Source organism: Pseudomonas sp. PWP3-1b2 (assembly GCF_049896045.1).
GTDB classification, from domain to species: Bacteria; Pseudomonadota; Gammaproteobacteria; order Pseudomonadales; family Pseudomonadaceae; genus Aquipseudomonas; species Aquipseudomonas antarctica_B.
Genome location: NZ_JAFCTN010000003.1, coordinates 97,546 through 112,402, shown reverse-complemented (window position 1 = coordinate 112,402; position 14,857 = coordinate 97,546). Strand labels below are relative to the sequence as shown.

The window sequence follows — 14,857 nt, the reverse complement described above, 5'->3', positions numbered from 1 at the left end:
AGGGACTCAGGCGGCGGTGGGCCGTGCTGGGCAAGTCAAACTTAAAAGAGAACACACCTATGCTTTTTTCACGTAAGGCGGTTTCCAAGCGTCACCTGCTGCTGATCGCAGCCGGTTTCAGCACCGTATTGACCGGTTGCGCCACGTCGCCAGCCTCCAAGGTGGCGTCGAGCACCAAGGTTGAGTACTACCCGAACTGCTACGAGCCGGTGCAACACCTGCGCGCAACGGATTCGAACATGACCAAGTCGGTCGTGACCGGTGCCGCCATCGGCGCAGCCGGCGGTGCACTGCTGGGCGCCCTGACCGGCGACTCCGAAAAACGCGGCCGTAACGCGGCCATCGGTGCAGCGGGCGGCGCCCTGGCTGGCGGCGCAGCCGGTTACTACACCGAGCGTCAGAAGCAGATCACCGATGACAACCAGCGCATCGCGTCGTACTCCACCGACTTCAACAAAAGTGCGTCCGACATCGACCGCAGCACCGCGTACGCCAAAGCGTCCCAGCAGTGCTACCAGAGCGCATTCACCAAGCTGGTGAATGATCGCAAGGCCAAGACCGTCAACGACACCGAAGGCCGCAAGCGCCTGGCGGAAATCGTGTCGGGCCTGAAAGAGTCGAATGACCTGATCGTTGCGGTCAACGGCAAAGCCAGCGAAGACCTCAACAACTACACCCAGGCCTACGAGAAAGACCTGCAACAAGTAGGCGTGCAGCGTACCGACGTGGTCACCGTGGCCACCGCCGACACCACGCCTGCAGTGGCCCCGACCAAAGGCAAAAAAGCCGTGAAACCGGCGAAAAAAGCCAAGCTGCCAACAGTGCCGAAAGAAGCGGTGACTACCGAGAAGAGCATCCAGACCGTGCAGGCCAAGCAGGCTGAAAGCAAGCAGGTCGCCACTGCCGGTAAAGCGCAGATTGAAGGCACTTGCCGTGATCCAAACCTCGCCGATTGGGCGCCGGTGCCATGCCCTAACGTTTAAGTAACATGTTGCTATAAGCGTTAAACGCCAGCCGATCTCCTGCTAAAGCGCGAGATCGGTGGCGTTCCTCCGGCAAATCGTTACACTGCTGCGGCCACTCCATAATTACACCGAGGCCGTGTGCATGAAATTTCGTCTTTTGTTGTGGGTGCTGGGCCTGATGATGGGCAAAGCCAGCCGCACCAATCCCGCCTTCCAGCAACAGTTGGGTGACAAAGACCTGGCGTTCCAGTTGCAGACCCTCGACGGCAAGGTTGCCCGTCACTTCATCGTCAAAGACCAGCGCATCACCAGCCGCTCAGGTGTTCATCCTGCGCCGGCATTTGCCATCGCGTTCAAGGATGCCGCCTACGGCTTCGCCACGATGCAGGCGAAGAACAAGCAACTGGCGTTCATGACGGGAATTCAAGACAAGTCAATTCAGATCAAGGGCAACCCGGCGCTGGTGATCTGGTTTCAGGGGCTGACGAAGTATTTGAAGCCGAAGAAAAAGAAGTAGGGTTTTCAGATAGACCGCGGTGGATTCATCGCAGGCAAGCCAGCTCCCACATTTGACGGTGTTCGCAAATCAAAATGTGGGAGCTGGCTTGCCTGCGATGGCGGTCTGTCAGGTGACAAATTCAGCCCTGGGTGAACTGGGAAGCCAACTCGCGCAGCAACACTTCGGCATCCAGCACCTTACCCACCACGCTTTCCGCCTTGTCCCGGCTCAACCCCAGGCGCTCAAGCAGCGCATCCGGAATCGCTTCGTCCGGCCCGGAGCCAATCCCTCGGCTGCGCAGCAGACGCACTGCCAGGCATACCAGGTTCGGGTACTCGGCGTATTGGCCGTCATAGCTTGGGTCGTGCTGGAAACGCAGCGCAGTGGACAGTTCGTCCGGCATGTCCCAGTAGCGCATCAGCCAGGCGCCGATTTGCTCGCGGCTGATGCCCAGCAAATGCTGCTCGACATAGCTGTGGCACAGGTGCGGGTTGACCTCCAGATGACGGCAGATCAGCGAGAAGTGCGGCGGGAACACGTGAGCCAGCAGCAGGTAGCCGAAGTTGTGCAGCAAGCCGGCCAGGTACGTCAGGCCAGCTTCCGGGCGCTGCGCGCGCGGCATGGCGCGGGTCAGGCCTTCGATCACGGCGGCCGTGTAGATCGACTGGTGCCAGTACGGCGTGGACTGGTGCGGGTGGTCCTTGGGCAGGCTCAGGGTTTTACCGAGGGCCAGGCCCAGCGCCAGGTTGATCACCAGGTCAAAGCCCAGTACGCGAACAATGGCGTCTTCAACCGAGCGAATTTTGCCGGGCGAGGCGTAGTACGGCGACGCGGCCCAACTCACCACTTGGGCAGCCAGTGCCGGGTCGGTTTCCACCACGCCGGTGATGTCATCAATGGTGGCGTTGGGGTCGACACGCAGCTTGATGATCTTCTGGGCGGTGTCGGCCAGCGGCGGAATTTCGAGGGTCGCTTCCAGGCGTTGCTGGATACGGCGGGCGGTGAACGCCTGCATGGCCTGGGTGATTTCCTCGCGGTCGTCATTCGGGCGGTCGAGGTTGGGCCGGATGTTGCTCAGCGGTTCGCCGAAGTGCCCGGCGCTGGCCTTGGTGAGCATGGTCTTGAAGTCATCGCTGGCGATTTCCAGCAACAGGCCAGCTTCACCCGAATGCACCAGCAAACTCGGCTCGGCAAGCAGGCTGCCTTCATACAGGCACGGCGAGGTGGTCAAGGCGGGCAGGCCCGGCAACAGGCTCAGTTCATGCTTGCCGAGCAGGCGCTCGACGCGATCCGGGGACACCGCAGTGAGGCGGCGACCGGTAAGTTCGGCCAAGCGGTTGAGGTCGAGCAACTGGTTTTGCGGGAACAGCACCATGAGTACGCCGACGGCATCTTCCAGCAGCACCGCCTGAACCTTTCGTGCGGGATTCAGGCCAGCGTGTTCAGCGACTTCCGTGTAAGGGATAGCGAGCTTTGCGAGCAGAGCCCGAATGACCGGCGGTGCGGTCAGTGGGGCTGTGGCGAGGGCGACTTCTGACATGGCCTGATCCAAATTCGTACAGTCTTCGAAGTATAACCAGCTTGATACAACTGTAGGTTGGATAAGTGAGTGAGGCGTCACACTTGGCCGTATTGCTGCCCATGCCGTAGCCAGCGATCGAGCAATGGGCTGACGTGATCCGGCCAGCGCTCCAACAGCGCTTGCGCCGCATCGCGCACGGCGGGCAGCAGATCAGCATCGCGCATCAGGTCGGCGACCTTGAATTGCAGCAGGCCGGTTTGGCGGGTGCCGAGCATTTCGCCGGGGCCGCGCAGCTCGAGGTCTTTTTCGGCGATGACAAAACCGTCGTTGGTTTCGCGCATGATGCCCAGGCGCTGACGGCCGATCTGCGACAGCGGCGGATGATAGAGCAACACGCAGTGGCTGGCGGCGCTGCCCCGGCCAACGCGCCCGCGCAATTGGTGCAATTGCGCAAGGCCCAGGCGCTCTGGGTTTTCAATGATCATCAGGCTGGCGTTGGGCACGTCCACACCGACTTCGATCACCGTAGTGGCTACGAGCAATTGCAGGTTACCGGCTTTGAATTCGGCCATCACCGCGGCTTTTTCGGCGGGTTTCATGCGGCCGTGAATCAGGCCGACCTTCAGTTCACCCAGCGCGCTGGTGAGGTCTTCAAAGGTGGTTTCGGCGGCTTGGCAGGTCAGCTCTTCGGATTCTTCGATCAGTGTGCACACCCAGTAGGCCTGACGGCCTTCGGCGCAGGCGCCGCGTACCCGTTCGATCACTTCGACTCGCCGGGTGTCGGTGACCAGCACCGTGTTTACCGGGGTTCGACCGGGCGGCAGTTCGTCGAGGATCGAGGTGTCGAGGTCGGCGTAAGCGCTCATCGCCAGGGTGCGCGGGATGGGCGTGGCGGTCATGATCAACTGGTGTGGGTTCATCCGGCCGCCCACGCCTTTCTGGCGCAGGGCCAGGCGCTGCTGCACACCGAAACGGTGCTGCTCGTCGATGATCACCAGCGCGAGGTTTTTGAACTTCACTTCATCCTGAAACAGCGCGTGGGTGCCCACCACCATCGGTGCGCCCTCGGCGATCCGCTCCAGGGCAGCGGCGCGGACTTTGCCCTTGAGCTTGCCGGCCAGCCACGCCACTTCCAGACCCAAAGGCTCGAGCCAGCGCTTGAAGGTGATGAAGTGCTGCTCGGCGAGAATTTCGGTGGGCGCCATGAGCGCCACCTGGTAACCGGCTTCGAGTGCCTGCAAAGCGGCGAGAGCTGCGACTACGGTCTTGCCTGCGCCCACGTCGCCCTGGATCAACCGCAGCATGGGTTCGTGCTGGCTGAGGTCGTAGGCGATTTCATTGCCCACGCGGTGTTGGGCGCCGGTGGGTGCGAAACCCAGGTTGGCCAGGTATTGCGCGGGCAGGCGCGTAGCTTTCGGCATCGCCGGTGCGCGCAGGGAACGCATGCTTTCGCGCAGGCGCTGCTGAGACAGTTGGTGGGTCAGCAATTCTTCAAAAGCCAGACGGTGCTGGGCCCAGTGATGACCCAGGGCGAGTTCGTCGACATCGGCGTCGGCCGGCGGGTGATGCAGGTAGCGAATCGCATCGTCCAGCGGCGCCAGTTGATAGTCGCGTGCCAGCTCAACGGGCAGCCAGTCGGGCAGGCTTTTCGGGCCGAGCATGGTCAGCGTCTGCATGCACAGTTGGCGCAAGCGTTGCTGAGTCAGGCCTTCGGTGAGCGGGTAGATTGGCGTGAGGGTGGTGTCTACCGGCGGCGGCTCGTCGCCCGTGATGGCGCGGTATTCCGGGTGGTAGATCTCCAGGCCCGAGGCGCCGGGACGGGCTTCGCCGTAGCAGCGCACGCGGGTGCCACGCTTGAGTCCTTCTTTTTGTGCATTGCTGAAGTGGTAGAAGCGCAAGCTCAGGCCGCCGGTACCGTCCTGCAGGCGCACCACCAGGCTGCGGCGCTTGCCCATCACCACATCGGCGCCGCTGACGGTGCCTTCGACGACGGCATCCTGCCCGGGGCGCAAGTGGCCGATGGGCACGACGCGGGTGCGGTCCTGATAACGCAGGGGTAAGTGGAACAGCACGTCCTGGAGGTTTTCCAGGCCGACCTTGGCCAACTTCTCGGCCATGGCCTCACCGACACCTTTAAGTGCGGTCACCGACACCTGCGACAGCTCAGTCATACCGTTGCTTAGCTCGCCGTTGACGGTTTGGCAACCGAGCACAAGCGGACCGAGTCGGCGAGGATCTCAATGGCTTTCGGGCGCGGGAAGCTTGCGCGCCAGGCGATCGCCACGGTACGGAACGGCACCGGCGGCGTGAGTGGGCGCACTGCGATGACGCCGGGGGCGTAGTGGTGGCTGTCCACTGCCGACAGCGGCAGGATCGAAATGCCCAGGCCGGACGCGACCATGTGGCGAATGGTTTCCAGGGAGCTGGATTCCACGGTGGTGTGCTTGGCGCCGTCATTGCCCTTGGTCAAGGTTGGGCAAGCTTCCAATACCTGATCGCGGAAGCAGTGGCCTTCGCCGAGCAGCAACAGGCTCTTGTCGTTGAGCAGGCCGGCGTCGATGGTGTCTTTTTTCGTCCACGGGTGCGAGGCCGGCATCAGCACGTAGAACGGCTCGTCGTAGAGCGGCAACGTCAGCACGTCCGCTTCATTGAAGGGCAGGGCGATGATGATCGCGTCCAGCTCACCGTTGCGCAATTTGTCGCGCAGTACGTGGGTGAAGTTTTCTTCGATATACAGCGGCATCTGCGGCGCAACGCGGTGCAGTTGCGGAATCAGGTGCGGAAACAGGTACGGACCGACGGTGTAGATGGCGCCGACTTTAAGCGGTGCCGTCAGCTGGTTCTTGCCGGCCTGGGCCAGTTCGCGAATGCTTTGCGCTTGTTCCAGCACCTTCTGGGCCTGGGCAACGATGCCTTCGCCGACCGGGGTCAGGCGCACGGCGCTCTTGCTGCGCTCGAAAATCAGCACACCGAGTTCGTCTTCAAGCTTTTTCACACCCACCGACAGCGTCGGCTGGCTGACATGGCAACGCTCGGCCGCGTGGCCGAAATGCTGCTCTTGGGCGAGGGTCACGATGTAGCGTAATTCTGTAAGGGTCATAGCGAGCGTCCATGAGGTTGCGGGCCAAGCATACCGGCTGCAATCGATAGACGCACGTTATCAGACGCCTTTGGGTTTACGACACCGCTAATCGGATGTCGCACGCCCTTTCAAGCACTCAGTTCTGCGGATATTTGAACGTGAAGGTCTCGGTGAACGGGCCCCACCATTCAGGTACGCCGGTTTCCTTGTCGACGTGGTGGAAAAAGCCGTTGATTTGCGGGCTCTCATAACGCAGCACCACGGTGTAGGTGCCCGGCCCGTCCATCTTCACGTTGTTGGCGTAGTGGGCGCCGTCTTTGGCCACCATCGGTAGCAGCGTGCCGATTTCCTTGTAGTTCGGCGAGCCCTGTTTGACCAGCGAGTAACTGATGCTCAGGTAGGGTATCCACTCACCGTTGGCGAAGCCGTATTTGTTGTCGGCGGTGGCGTGCACGTCGGTCTCGAGGTGGACCGAGTCTTTGTCCATCACCATGCCTGGCGGCATGGGGGCCATTTCGATGCCGGTCAGGTAGGACGAGGCGATTTCCATGTCATGGGCCTGCACGGGCCCGCCAATCGGATACTCACGCGCTTGGCTGTACGCGGAGAACGCCAGGGTGGTGGCGAGTGCCAGTGCTGCGGCGACGGGTTTGCACAGGTGCTTCATGGGTGACGCTCCAGGGTGGGTGATCGGGGTTTGGGTGGGCGCGAATGAATCAGGCGGCTGCCGAGTACGAGGACGGCGAGGGTGAGCAGCCAGGCAAACAGCTGCACGCCCAAGGGGCGATCGGTGTAGCCGGTCATGGCTTGCAGGGCACGGCCGCCGAGGCTGGCGTCGGAGACCAGCCACGAGGTGTCCCAGAGCTGATAGCCCCAGGCCGGAATCAGGTTGATGCCCGCCAGAATGGCGGCGGCGCGACCGGCCATGCCGGCGGCGAGCACCGCGATCATCCACGTGGTGACCGAGAACAGGCGCTTGAGGCTGATCACCAGCAAACCGCGATACAGCAGCCAGGACAGCGCACCGCCGGCGGCAATGCCGAGCAGGCCGCCGATGAGCATGGTCAGGGGCTCGGTGTGGGTGGAGGCGGCGATGCCATAGAGAAACAGAACAATCTCCGAACCTTCGCGCAGCACCGCCACGGTGATGACCACCGCCAGGGCCAGCAAGGATTTGTCGCCCTTCTGCACGGCCAGGCCGGTGCTGCGCAGTTCGTTCGCCAGCTCCCGGCCATGGCTGGCCATCCACAGGTTGTGCCAGCCCAGCATGACCACGGCGACGATCAGAATGGCCGCGTTGAAAATCTCCTGGCCGAAGCCATCCAGCGCCTGCGTGATAGCGCCTGTGAACAGCGCCAGGAGGCCGGCGCCGCATACGCCTGCGAAAATCCCGCCAGCGATGAACAGCCCGCGTCTGGCCAGCCCCTGAGTGGCGGCCATGACAATGCCGATGACGATCCCGGCTTCCAGTACTTCTCGAAACACGATCAACAGGCAAGCGAGCATGGCTTACTCCTTGGCTTCAACGGCAGTGACGGTGCCTTTGGCCTGGTCCGGGTGGTAATCATCAAAAAAACTGTAGGTGCCAGGGTGCATCGGCCCGGCGAACACGGTGATGGTGTTGCCCGGTACGACGATTTTTTCGAACTTCATGTCGTAGCTTTCAAACTCGTCGACGCTGTCGTCGTTATTGGTGAGCTGGATGCGAAAGCGTTCGCCAGCCGGCACCGTGAAACTCGGGGGCGAAAAGGTATGGTTCTGGACGGTCAAGGTGACCAACTGATCGGCATGGGCTGCGCAAGACGCGCCAGCGAGCGCGAGCAGTAAGGCGGGTATGCGCAGAAAGCGGAGCATCGCGAAAACCTCTCAAATGAGAACTGTTCGCGCATGCTTGGCTTTGTATTGGAATGTTACAAGTGAAGACGCATGACATCAGTCATGCATTCAGCTGCGGTTCAGCAGCCGGCGGGCGAGGAGATAAAAGAGGGGCAATGGGCACCTGCGGGTGCCCATTGGAAGTGGCTTAGCGACGACGCTTCTCGATGTTGTAAACGAACGGTGCGACGATCTCGACGCTGCCGCCTTTCAACATGTCGGCCGGTGGCTTGGGCAGCGGCTGGGCACGACGGATCATGTCCAGGGTTGCACGGTCCAGATCGGCGTTGCCGGAGCGGCCTACCAATTCATAGGACAGCACGTTGCCTTCGGCATCGACCACAAAGCGCAAACGGTTCAAGCCTTCCTTGCCACGTTGCTGGGCGCCCGGCGGGTACTTCTTGTACTTCTGCAAATGCGCCAGCAGCGCGCCTTCCCAGGAGGCTTTGGCAGCAACCTGTTGCGGCGATGGGCCAGGCGCTGGCTGGGCGGATTTTTCCGCAGGCGTGTTGGTCGGCGGGGATTCGCTCGGCGGCTCTTCGGAAGGTTTCTCCTTGGGCGGCTCGGGCTTTTTCTCCACAGGCTTGGGCGGCGCTGGCTTGGGCTTGGGTTTGACCGGCTTGGGCACCTGGATTGTTGGTTTGGGTGCCTCGGCCAGTTTCGGCAGAGGCAGTTCTTCCACCGGTGCAGGCGGTTGCGGCGGCGTGATCACCTTGGGCGGGGCAGGCGGCGGCGGTGCAGGCATCGGTGCCAGGTCGATGACCATGGCCGCCGGTGGCAACTGCACCGGATGCGGCGCGGACCATTGAAGCGCGATGATGATCGCGACGGCATGCACGCCCAGCACGACGGCGAGGCTGGTGCCATAACGCGTCAGTTTGTGGCGCGTCGTGATCATTTCTTGGCTGCCGTCTCAAGTCCGACCAGGCCTACCTTGAGGTAGCCGGCTGCCCGCAGGGCATCCATCACGCTCATCAGGTCGCCGTAGTCCACGCCTTTGTCGGCCTGGAAGAAGATCGTCGTGTCTTTCTTGCCTTGGGTCTTGGCATCGAGCACCGGGCCCAGGGTTTCAGTTTTGACTTCTTCTTCGCCCAGGAACAGGCGTTGGTCCGCCTTGACGCTGAGGAAAATCGGCTTCTCCGGCCGCGGCGCAGGCTTGGCGCTGGACGCGGGCAGGTCGACCTTGATGTCCACGGTGGCCAACGGTGCCGCCACCATGAAGATGATCAGCAGCACCAGCATCACGTCGATAAACGGCGTGACGTTGATTTCGTGGTTCTCGACGAGCTCGTCGTCGCCTTGATTCAAATGCAGGCCCATGGCCGATTACCCCACTTTCACCATGTGCGGTTGCGAGCTGCGCTCGGTAGGCAGGTGATCGAGGTCGCGGCTGACCAGCAGCAGAACTTCTGCCGACGCGTCCGATACCTGAGCCTTGTAGCCGGCAATCGAACGGGCGAAGACGTTGTAGATCACTACCGCAGGAATCGCGGCAACCAGGCCCAGGGCTGTTGCCAGCAGGGCTTCGGCGATGCCGGGGGCAACGACGGCGAGGTTGGTGGTCTGGGTTTTGGCGATGCCGATGAAGCTGTTCATGATGCCCCACACAGTACCGAACAGGCCCACGAACGGCGCGGTGGAACCGATGGTCGCAAGTACGCCGGTGCCGCTGCTCATGTTACGGCCACAGGCTGCAACCAGACGCTCGAGGCGGAACGCTACACGCTCCTTGATGCCTTCTTTTTCCCGGGTGTTGGCCGACAGGCGCATTTCTTCGAGCGCGTCGTGTACCAATAGGTTGGCCAGCGTGCCCTGCTTGGTCGCAGTGCTGCTGGCTTCCTTGAGGGTGGTGGCTTTTTTCAGGTGGACGATCTCGGCACGCAGACGACGCTTGGCGCCCAGCAGCTCGAAGCCTTTGGAGATCCAGATGGTCCAGGTAATGATCGAGGCGATGGCCAGGCCGATCATCACGGCTTTTACCACCACGTCAGCGTTCTGGTACATGCCCCAAGGGGACAGGTCGTGGGCCATGCCCAACGTGTTGTCTTCTTCCAGCACTACACCGGTTTCGTCGGCGACGGCTGGGGTTGCAGCCTGAGCCGGAGCGGTGGCGGCCGGTGCTGCGGCAGGAGCCGCCGGGGTCGCCGCGTTTTGCTCGGCAGCGGCCGGAGCCGCTGGGGCGGTGGCGTCAGCGAAGGCAACGGTCGGTGCCAGCAGAACGCTGAACAGCATCGCGGCAATCGCACGCCAGGCGCGGGATGGGCTGTGAGGCTTGGTTGGCGAAGCGGGGTTTGTATTACGTGTCATGCTGGCCGGACCTGAGAGAAAAAATGGGTGATCGTCCTTCCAGACCCGCTGGGGTCGAGGACAAATGGGGGGTTATTATTGCAAGTAATTCTTGTTAACAGAAGTAATACAGTTACTTTATTTGTCCTTTTGCTGGCCGCTGGTCACATCCGGAGGCTAATCTGCGCCTTTAAGAATGGAGTTTTGTGATGTCTGCGCCTTCTGTTGTGATTGCCGGTTGCGGCGATGTGGGTAGTCGGCTGGCTAGCCAATTGCTGGCCTCGGAATGGGAGGTTCACGGCCTGCGCCGTGATATTTCGAAGCTTCCCGATGGGGTGATCGGCATCGCCGGCGACCTGTTCAAAAAAGACTGCCCTGACACCTGGCCGATCGGCGGGGTGGATTATCTGGTGTACTGCGCTGCGGCCACCGACCACGACGAAGCCGGCTATCGCGCGGCTTACGTGCAAGGGTTGCAGCACGTGCTGGAGTGGCTCGGCGACTACGGTCAGGAGCCGAAACACCTGTTGTTTGTTTCCAGTAGCAGTGTGTATGGGCAGCAGAATGGGGAGTGGGTCGACGAAACGTCCGACACTAAGGCGCAGGGTTATTCCGGCAACGTGATGCTTGAAGCCGAGCAAGTGGCACTCAATAGCGGTATTCCGGCGAGCATCGTGCGCTTGACCGGCATCTACGGCCCGGGCCGTGAGTGGCTGTTGACCCAAGTGCGCAAGGGCTATCGCGTAGCGACCGACCCACCTCTATATGGCAACCGGATTCACGCGGATGACGCGGCAGGCTTGCTGGCATTTTTGTTGCGGCATGTGGAGCAGGGCGGTGCGTTGGACAAGGTCTATATCGGCGTGGATGATGCGCCCGCGCCGTTGGCGGAAGTGGTGGGCTGGTTGCGTGAGTATCTGGGTGTGACCGAGTGGGCAGACGACGCCAGTGTGCGGCGGGCCGGGAGCAAGCGGTGCCGTAATGCGCGGGTGAAGGCGTTGGGCTGGAAGCCGACGTATCCGACTTACCGGGAAGGGTATGCCGCGATTCTCAAGGGCTGAGGCGCGGTCAAAAATGTGGGAGCTGGCTTGCCTGCGATAGCGGTGTGTCAGTCACATTTGAATTGGATGTGACACCGTCATCGCAGGCAAGCCAGCTCCCACATTTGGATTCAGGTGATGCTGGTTATTGCTTTTCCAGCAACCACTGACGAGGGCCGGGGGTGAACTGAGGCACTTCATCCGCCTGCGCCGTATTCACCGCCTGGAAGATTTCCAGCTTCTTGCCCTTGCGCACGAAGATCCACGGGTTGCCCTGGCCGTTCAACTGCAGCCAGATGCTGTCGTAGCCGCCGCTCATGGAGGCGCAGTCGCCTGCCAGGCACATCGAATATTGATCAACGCCAGGCAGGCCGGCAACTTTGCCGTTAGCCTGGAACTGCACAATGGCGCCGTCGCCGTTGCCGTCTTTAATCTTCCAGTCGCCGCCCAGGTAAGCCGCATACAACGCGCGCTCGAAGTTGGCACCCAATGGCGCACCTTCCGGGGCCGGGTCCTTGGCGCGGGCGAACAGCTGCTCTGGCTCGTTATCGTTGGCCACTTGCAGCAGTTGTTTGCCTTTACGCTTGAGTTCGGTGGCAGAGCTGCCGTAGAACTCGACGCTCCAGGCGCCGGATTTCTCACCGAGCAACTTGCCTTCAGCTACTTCAAAACCGTTGTAGTAGCGAGCCTGTGACGCCTTCGGGTTGACCTCCCATTCGAGGTTCGGGCCAAAGGTTTGCAGGGCTTCACGCAAAGGGCCGCCCTTGGCTGCCGCATCGATGGCGGCCTGGTTGACCCAGGTGCCGCTCACATCCAGGTCGGCGGGGTTGCTGGCGCAGCCGCCGAGGAACAGGGCAAGCGTTGATAAGGCTACAAGCGCTTTGCGCATTACGAAATCCTTCTAAAACGAAGTCGGCGCAACCTGCAAAGGCTGCGCCGGGTGTTTTACTCGATGACCAGAATCGCGTCCATCTCAACCTGCGCGCCCTTTGGCAGGGCGGCAACGCCGATAGCAGCGCGGGCTGGGTACGGTTGTTCGAAGTACTTGCCCATGATCTCGTTAACCTTGGCGAAGTGGCTCAGGTCGGTGAGGAAGATGTTCAGCTTGACGATGTCTTTGAACGAACCACCGGCAGCTTCTGCAACCGACTTGAGGTTTTCGAAGACCTGTACGGTCTGTGCTTCAAAACCTTCAACCAGTTCCATGGTTTTTGGGTCCAGCGGGATCTGGCCGGACATGTAGACGGTGTTACCCGCCTTGATCGCCTGGGAGTAAGTACCGATGGCGGCCGGGGCTTTTTCGCTGGTGATAACTGTCTTGGTCATGTGTGACTCCTTGTAAGAGGTTTATTAGGCACGCATACGGGTGATGCGGATGACCCCGGTCAAGGCGCGCAGTTTCTTGATCACGCGGGCCAGGTGCACGCGGTCGTGTACGCTGACCACCAGTTGGACCACGCTGATGCGACCATCGCGTTCGTCCATGCTGATTTTCTCGATATTGCCGTCGGCCGCGTTGACGCTGCTGGCCAGCAGGGCGATCAGGCCGCGCTGATGCTCCAGCTCCACCCGCAGCTCGACGTTGAATTCGCCGGTGACATCCTTGGCCCACGAGAGCTGGATGCATTTTTCCGGGTTGTGACGGATTTCGGTGATATTGCGGCAGTTGTCCAGGTGCACGACCATGCCTTTGCCCGCCGAGAGGTGGCCGACAATCGGGTCGCCCGGGATCGGCGTGCAGCACTTGGCATAGCTGAGCACCAGGCCTTCGGTGCCGCGAATCGCCAGCGGGCCTTCGGGGCTTGGCAATTGTTCGCCTTCGCCAAGCAGGCGGCGGGCGACGACATAGGCCATGCGGTTGCCCAGGCCGATGTCTTCCAGCAGGTCTTCAACGGTTTCCTGGCGATACTCGTGGAGCATCGCTTGCACGCGCTCGGCCGGGACCTTGTCCAGAGAGCTGTCGAAGCCGTTAAGCACCTTGTTCAGCAGGCGTTCGCCCAGGCTGATGGATTCGGAGCGGCGCTGCAGTTTCAGGGCGTGACGGATGTGCGTGCGCGCCTTGCCCGTGACCACAAAGTTAAGCCACGCCGGGTTCGGACGCGCGCCTGGTGCGCTGACGATCTCCACCGTGGAGCCGCTTTGCAGCGGTTCCGACAGCGGGGCCAGTCGACGGTTGATCCGACAGGCTATGCAGCTATTACCCACGTCGGTATGCACCGCGTAAGCAAAGTCGACCGCCGTGGAGCCTTTGGGCAGCTCCATGATCCGGCCTTTAGGCGTGAACACGTAGACCTCGTCCGGAAACAGGTCAATCTTCACGCTTTCGATGAATTCCAGGGAGTTGCCGGCACGTTGCTGCATTTCCAGCACGCCTTTGACCCACTGGCGGGCGCGGGCATGGGTGCCTTTTGGCTGTTCGTCGCCGCTGGATTTGTACAGCCAGTGTGCGGCGATGCCGTTGTTGGCCATCTCTTCCATTTCGCGGGTGCGGATCTGGATCTCGATCGGCACCCCGTGCATACCAAACAGCGTGGTATGCAGCGACTGATAGCCGTTGGCCTTGGGAATGGCGATGTAATCCTTGAAACGCCCCGGCAGGGGTTTGTACAAATTATGCACAGCGCCGAGCACGCGGTAGCAGGTGTCGACCTTGTCGACGATGATCCGGAACGCATACACGTCCATGATCTCGTTGAAGGCCCGGCGCTTGCCGCGCATCTTCTTGTAGATGCCGTAGATGTGCTTCTGCCGGCCGCTGACTTCGCCTTCAATCTCGTCGATCGCCAAGCAATGGCTCAGGGACTCTTCGATCTTGTTGACGATTTCCTTGCGGTTGCCCCGGGCGCGTTTGACCGCCTGGTAGATGCGCGCCGAACGCATCGGGTGCATGGCCTTGAAGCCGAGGTCTTCGAATTCGATACGAATGGCGTGCATGCCCAGCCGGTTGGCGATGGGTGCGTAGATTTCCAGGGTTTCCTTGGCGATGCGCCGGCGCTTTTCGCCGGACAGCACTTCCAGCGTGCGCATGTTGTGCAGCCGGTCGGCCAGCTTGACCAGAATCACCCTAATGTCACGGGCCATGGCCATGGCCATTTTCTGGAAGTTTTCTGCCTGGGCTTCGGCTTTGGTCTCGAAGTTCATCTGGGTCAGTTTGCTGACCCCATCGACCAGTTCAGCCACGGTTTCGCCAAATTGCGCGCTGAGCGCTTCCTTGGCGATGCCGGTGTCTTCGATCACGTCATGCAGCATCGCGGCCATCAGGCTTTGATGGTCCATGTGCATGTCGGCCAGAATATTTGCCACCGCAAGAGGATGCGTGACATACGCCTCACCGCTACGTCGGCGTTGGCCGTCGTGGGCTTGTTCGGCGTAGAAATACGCTCGGCGGACTAGGTTGACCTGGTCTGGGCCGAGGTAGGCCGATAAGCGATCGGCGAGGGCGTCTATGCTCGGCAAAGTGTGAACTCCTGCCGTTGGCTGTGACCCCGCGCCGTGCTACGTCGACCAGGCATAGGCTTAGACGGCCTCGTTGGACTCGTCCTCGAACGCTGCAAACAGCGGTTCGTCTTCAACGATTTCGGCGTTGGC

15 protein-coding genes and 1 pseudogene are annotated in these 14,857 nt (G+C 61.4%); 3 read left to right on the top strand and 13 right to left on the bottom strand.

Annotation, left to right across the window (positions count from 1 at the left end; genetic code table 11):
- Window positions 1–59: 59 nt before the first annotated feature.
- Both tagQ and ACP7A2_RS02980 read left to right on the top strand, forming a co-directional pair.
- Entirely contained in the window at window positions 60–983 is a 924-nt protein-coding gene (gene tagQ, locus ACP7A2_RS02985; protein ID WP_348055463.1) for a type VI secretion system-associated lipoprotein TagQ, read from the top strand.
- 124 nt (window positions 984–1,107) lie between these two features.
- Window positions 1,108–1,482, top strand: coding sequence for a hypothetical protein (locus ACP7A2_RS02980; protein ID WP_003195530.1), 375 nt, complete (start codon window positions 1,108–1,110; stop codon window positions 1,480–1,482).
- 121 nt (window positions 1,483–1,603) lie between these two features.
- Here ACP7A2_RS02980 and ACP7A2_RS02975 read toward each other — a convergent pair whose 3' ends face one another.
- The 9 genes from ACP7A2_RS02975 to exbB form a co-directional block, all read right to left on the bottom strand.
- Window positions 1,604–3,004 carry an HDOD domain-containing protein gene (locus ACP7A2_RS02975; protein WP_426133013.1) on the bottom strand — a complete coding sequence of 467 codons (1,401 nt, stop codon included), beginning with the start codon at window positions 3,002–3,004 and terminating at the stop codon, window positions 1,604–1,606.
- Between the two features lie 77 nt (window positions 3,005–3,081).
- Window positions 3,082–5,157, bottom strand: coding sequence for an ATP-dependent DNA helicase RecG (gene recG, locus ACP7A2_RS02970; RefSeq protein WP_375065577.1), 2,076 nt, complete (start codon window positions 5,155–5,157; stop codon window positions 3,082–3,084).
- A gap of 8 nt (window positions 5,158–5,165) precedes the next feature.
- Window positions 5,166–6,086 (bottom strand): LysR substrate-binding domain-containing protein, encoded by a 921-nt coding sequence (locus ACP7A2_RS02965; RefSeq protein WP_426133012.1) that lies wholly within the window; start codon window positions 6,084–6,086, stop codon window positions 5,166–5,168.
- Between the two features lie 118 nt (window positions 6,087–6,204).
- Window positions 6,205–6,735 carry an iron transporter gene (locus ACP7A2_RS02960; protein WP_348055473.1) on the bottom strand — a complete coding sequence of 177 codons (531 nt, stop codon included), beginning with the start codon at window positions 6,733–6,735 and terminating at the stop codon, window positions 6,205–6,207.
- Window positions 6,732–7,574, bottom strand: coding sequence for an FTR1 family iron permease (locus tag ACP7A2_RS02955; RefSeq protein ID WP_426133011.1), 843 nt, complete (start codon window positions 7,572–7,574; stop codon window positions 6,732–6,734). Before ACP7A2_RS02955 ends, ACP7A2_RS02960 begins: the two co-directional genes overlap by 4 nt.
- Window positions 7,575–7,577: 3 nt before the next feature.
- On the bottom strand, window positions 7,578–7,922 hold the full coding sequence (locus ACP7A2_RS02950) for a cupredoxin domain-containing protein (protein WP_348055476.1): 345 nt from the start codon (window positions 7,920–7,922) through the stop codon (window positions 7,578–7,580).
- Window positions 7,923–8,091: 169 nt separating this feature from the next.
- Window positions 8,092–8,841 carry an energy transducer TonB family protein gene (locus ACP7A2_RS02945; RefSeq protein WP_426133010.1) on the bottom strand — a complete coding sequence of 250 codons (750 nt, stop codon included), beginning with the start codon at window positions 8,839–8,841 and terminating at the stop codon, window positions 8,092–8,094.
- Window positions 8,838–9,263, bottom strand: coding sequence for a TonB system transport protein ExbD (gene exbD, locus ACP7A2_RS02940; RefSeq protein ID WP_017526806.1), 426 nt, complete (start codon window positions 9,261–9,263; stop codon window positions 8,838–8,840). Before exbD ends, ACP7A2_RS02945 begins: the two co-directional genes overlap by 4 nt.
- Window positions 9,264–9,269: 6 nt before the next feature.
- Entirely contained in the window at window positions 9,270–10,250 is a 981-nt protein-coding gene (gene exbB / locus ACP7A2_RS02935) for a tonB-system energizer ExbB (RefSeq protein ID WP_426133009.1), read from the bottom strand.
- 188 nt (window positions 10,251–10,438) lie between these two features.
- Here exbB and ACP7A2_RS02930 point away from each other — a divergent pair, with 188 nt between their 5' ends.
- Window positions 10,439–11,290, top strand: a complete 852-nt coding sequence (locus ACP7A2_RS02930) for an SDR family oxidoreductase (RefSeq protein ID WP_426133008.1) — start codon at window positions 10,439–10,441, stop codon at window positions 11,288–11,290.
- 124 nt (window positions 11,291–11,414) lie between these two features.
- Here the strand turns inward: ACP7A2_RS02930 and ACP7A2_RS02925 are convergent, their stop codons facing one another.
- The 4 genes and pseudogenes from ACP7A2_RS02925 to ACP7A2_RS02910 form a co-directional block, all read right to left on the bottom strand.
- A complete protein-coding gene (locus ACP7A2_RS02925; RefSeq protein ID WP_426133007.1) occupies window positions 11,415–12,158 on the bottom strand; it encodes a hypothetical protein in 744 nt (247 codons plus the stop codon).
- Window positions 12,159–12,214: 56 nt separating this feature from the next.
- Window positions 12,215–12,595 carry a RidA family protein gene (locus ACP7A2_RS02920; RefSeq protein ID WP_339471072.1) on the bottom strand — a complete coding sequence of 127 codons (381 nt, stop codon included), beginning with the start codon at window positions 12,593–12,595 and terminating at the stop codon, window positions 12,215–12,217.
- 24 nt (window positions 12,596–12,619) lie between these two features.
- Window positions 12,620–14,725, bottom strand: a complete 2,106-nt coding sequence (spoT, locus tag ACP7A2_RS02915; protein ID WP_375065564.1) for a bifunctional GTP diphosphokinase/guanosine-3',5'-bis pyrophosphate 3'-pyrophosphohydrolase — start codon at window positions 14,723–14,725, stop codon at window positions 12,620–12,622.
- Window positions 14,726–14,785: 60 nt separating this feature from the next.
- A pseudogene (locus ACP7A2_RS02910) lies at window positions 14,786–14,857 on the bottom strand (DNA-directed RNA polymerase subunit omega); the annotation flags it as partial.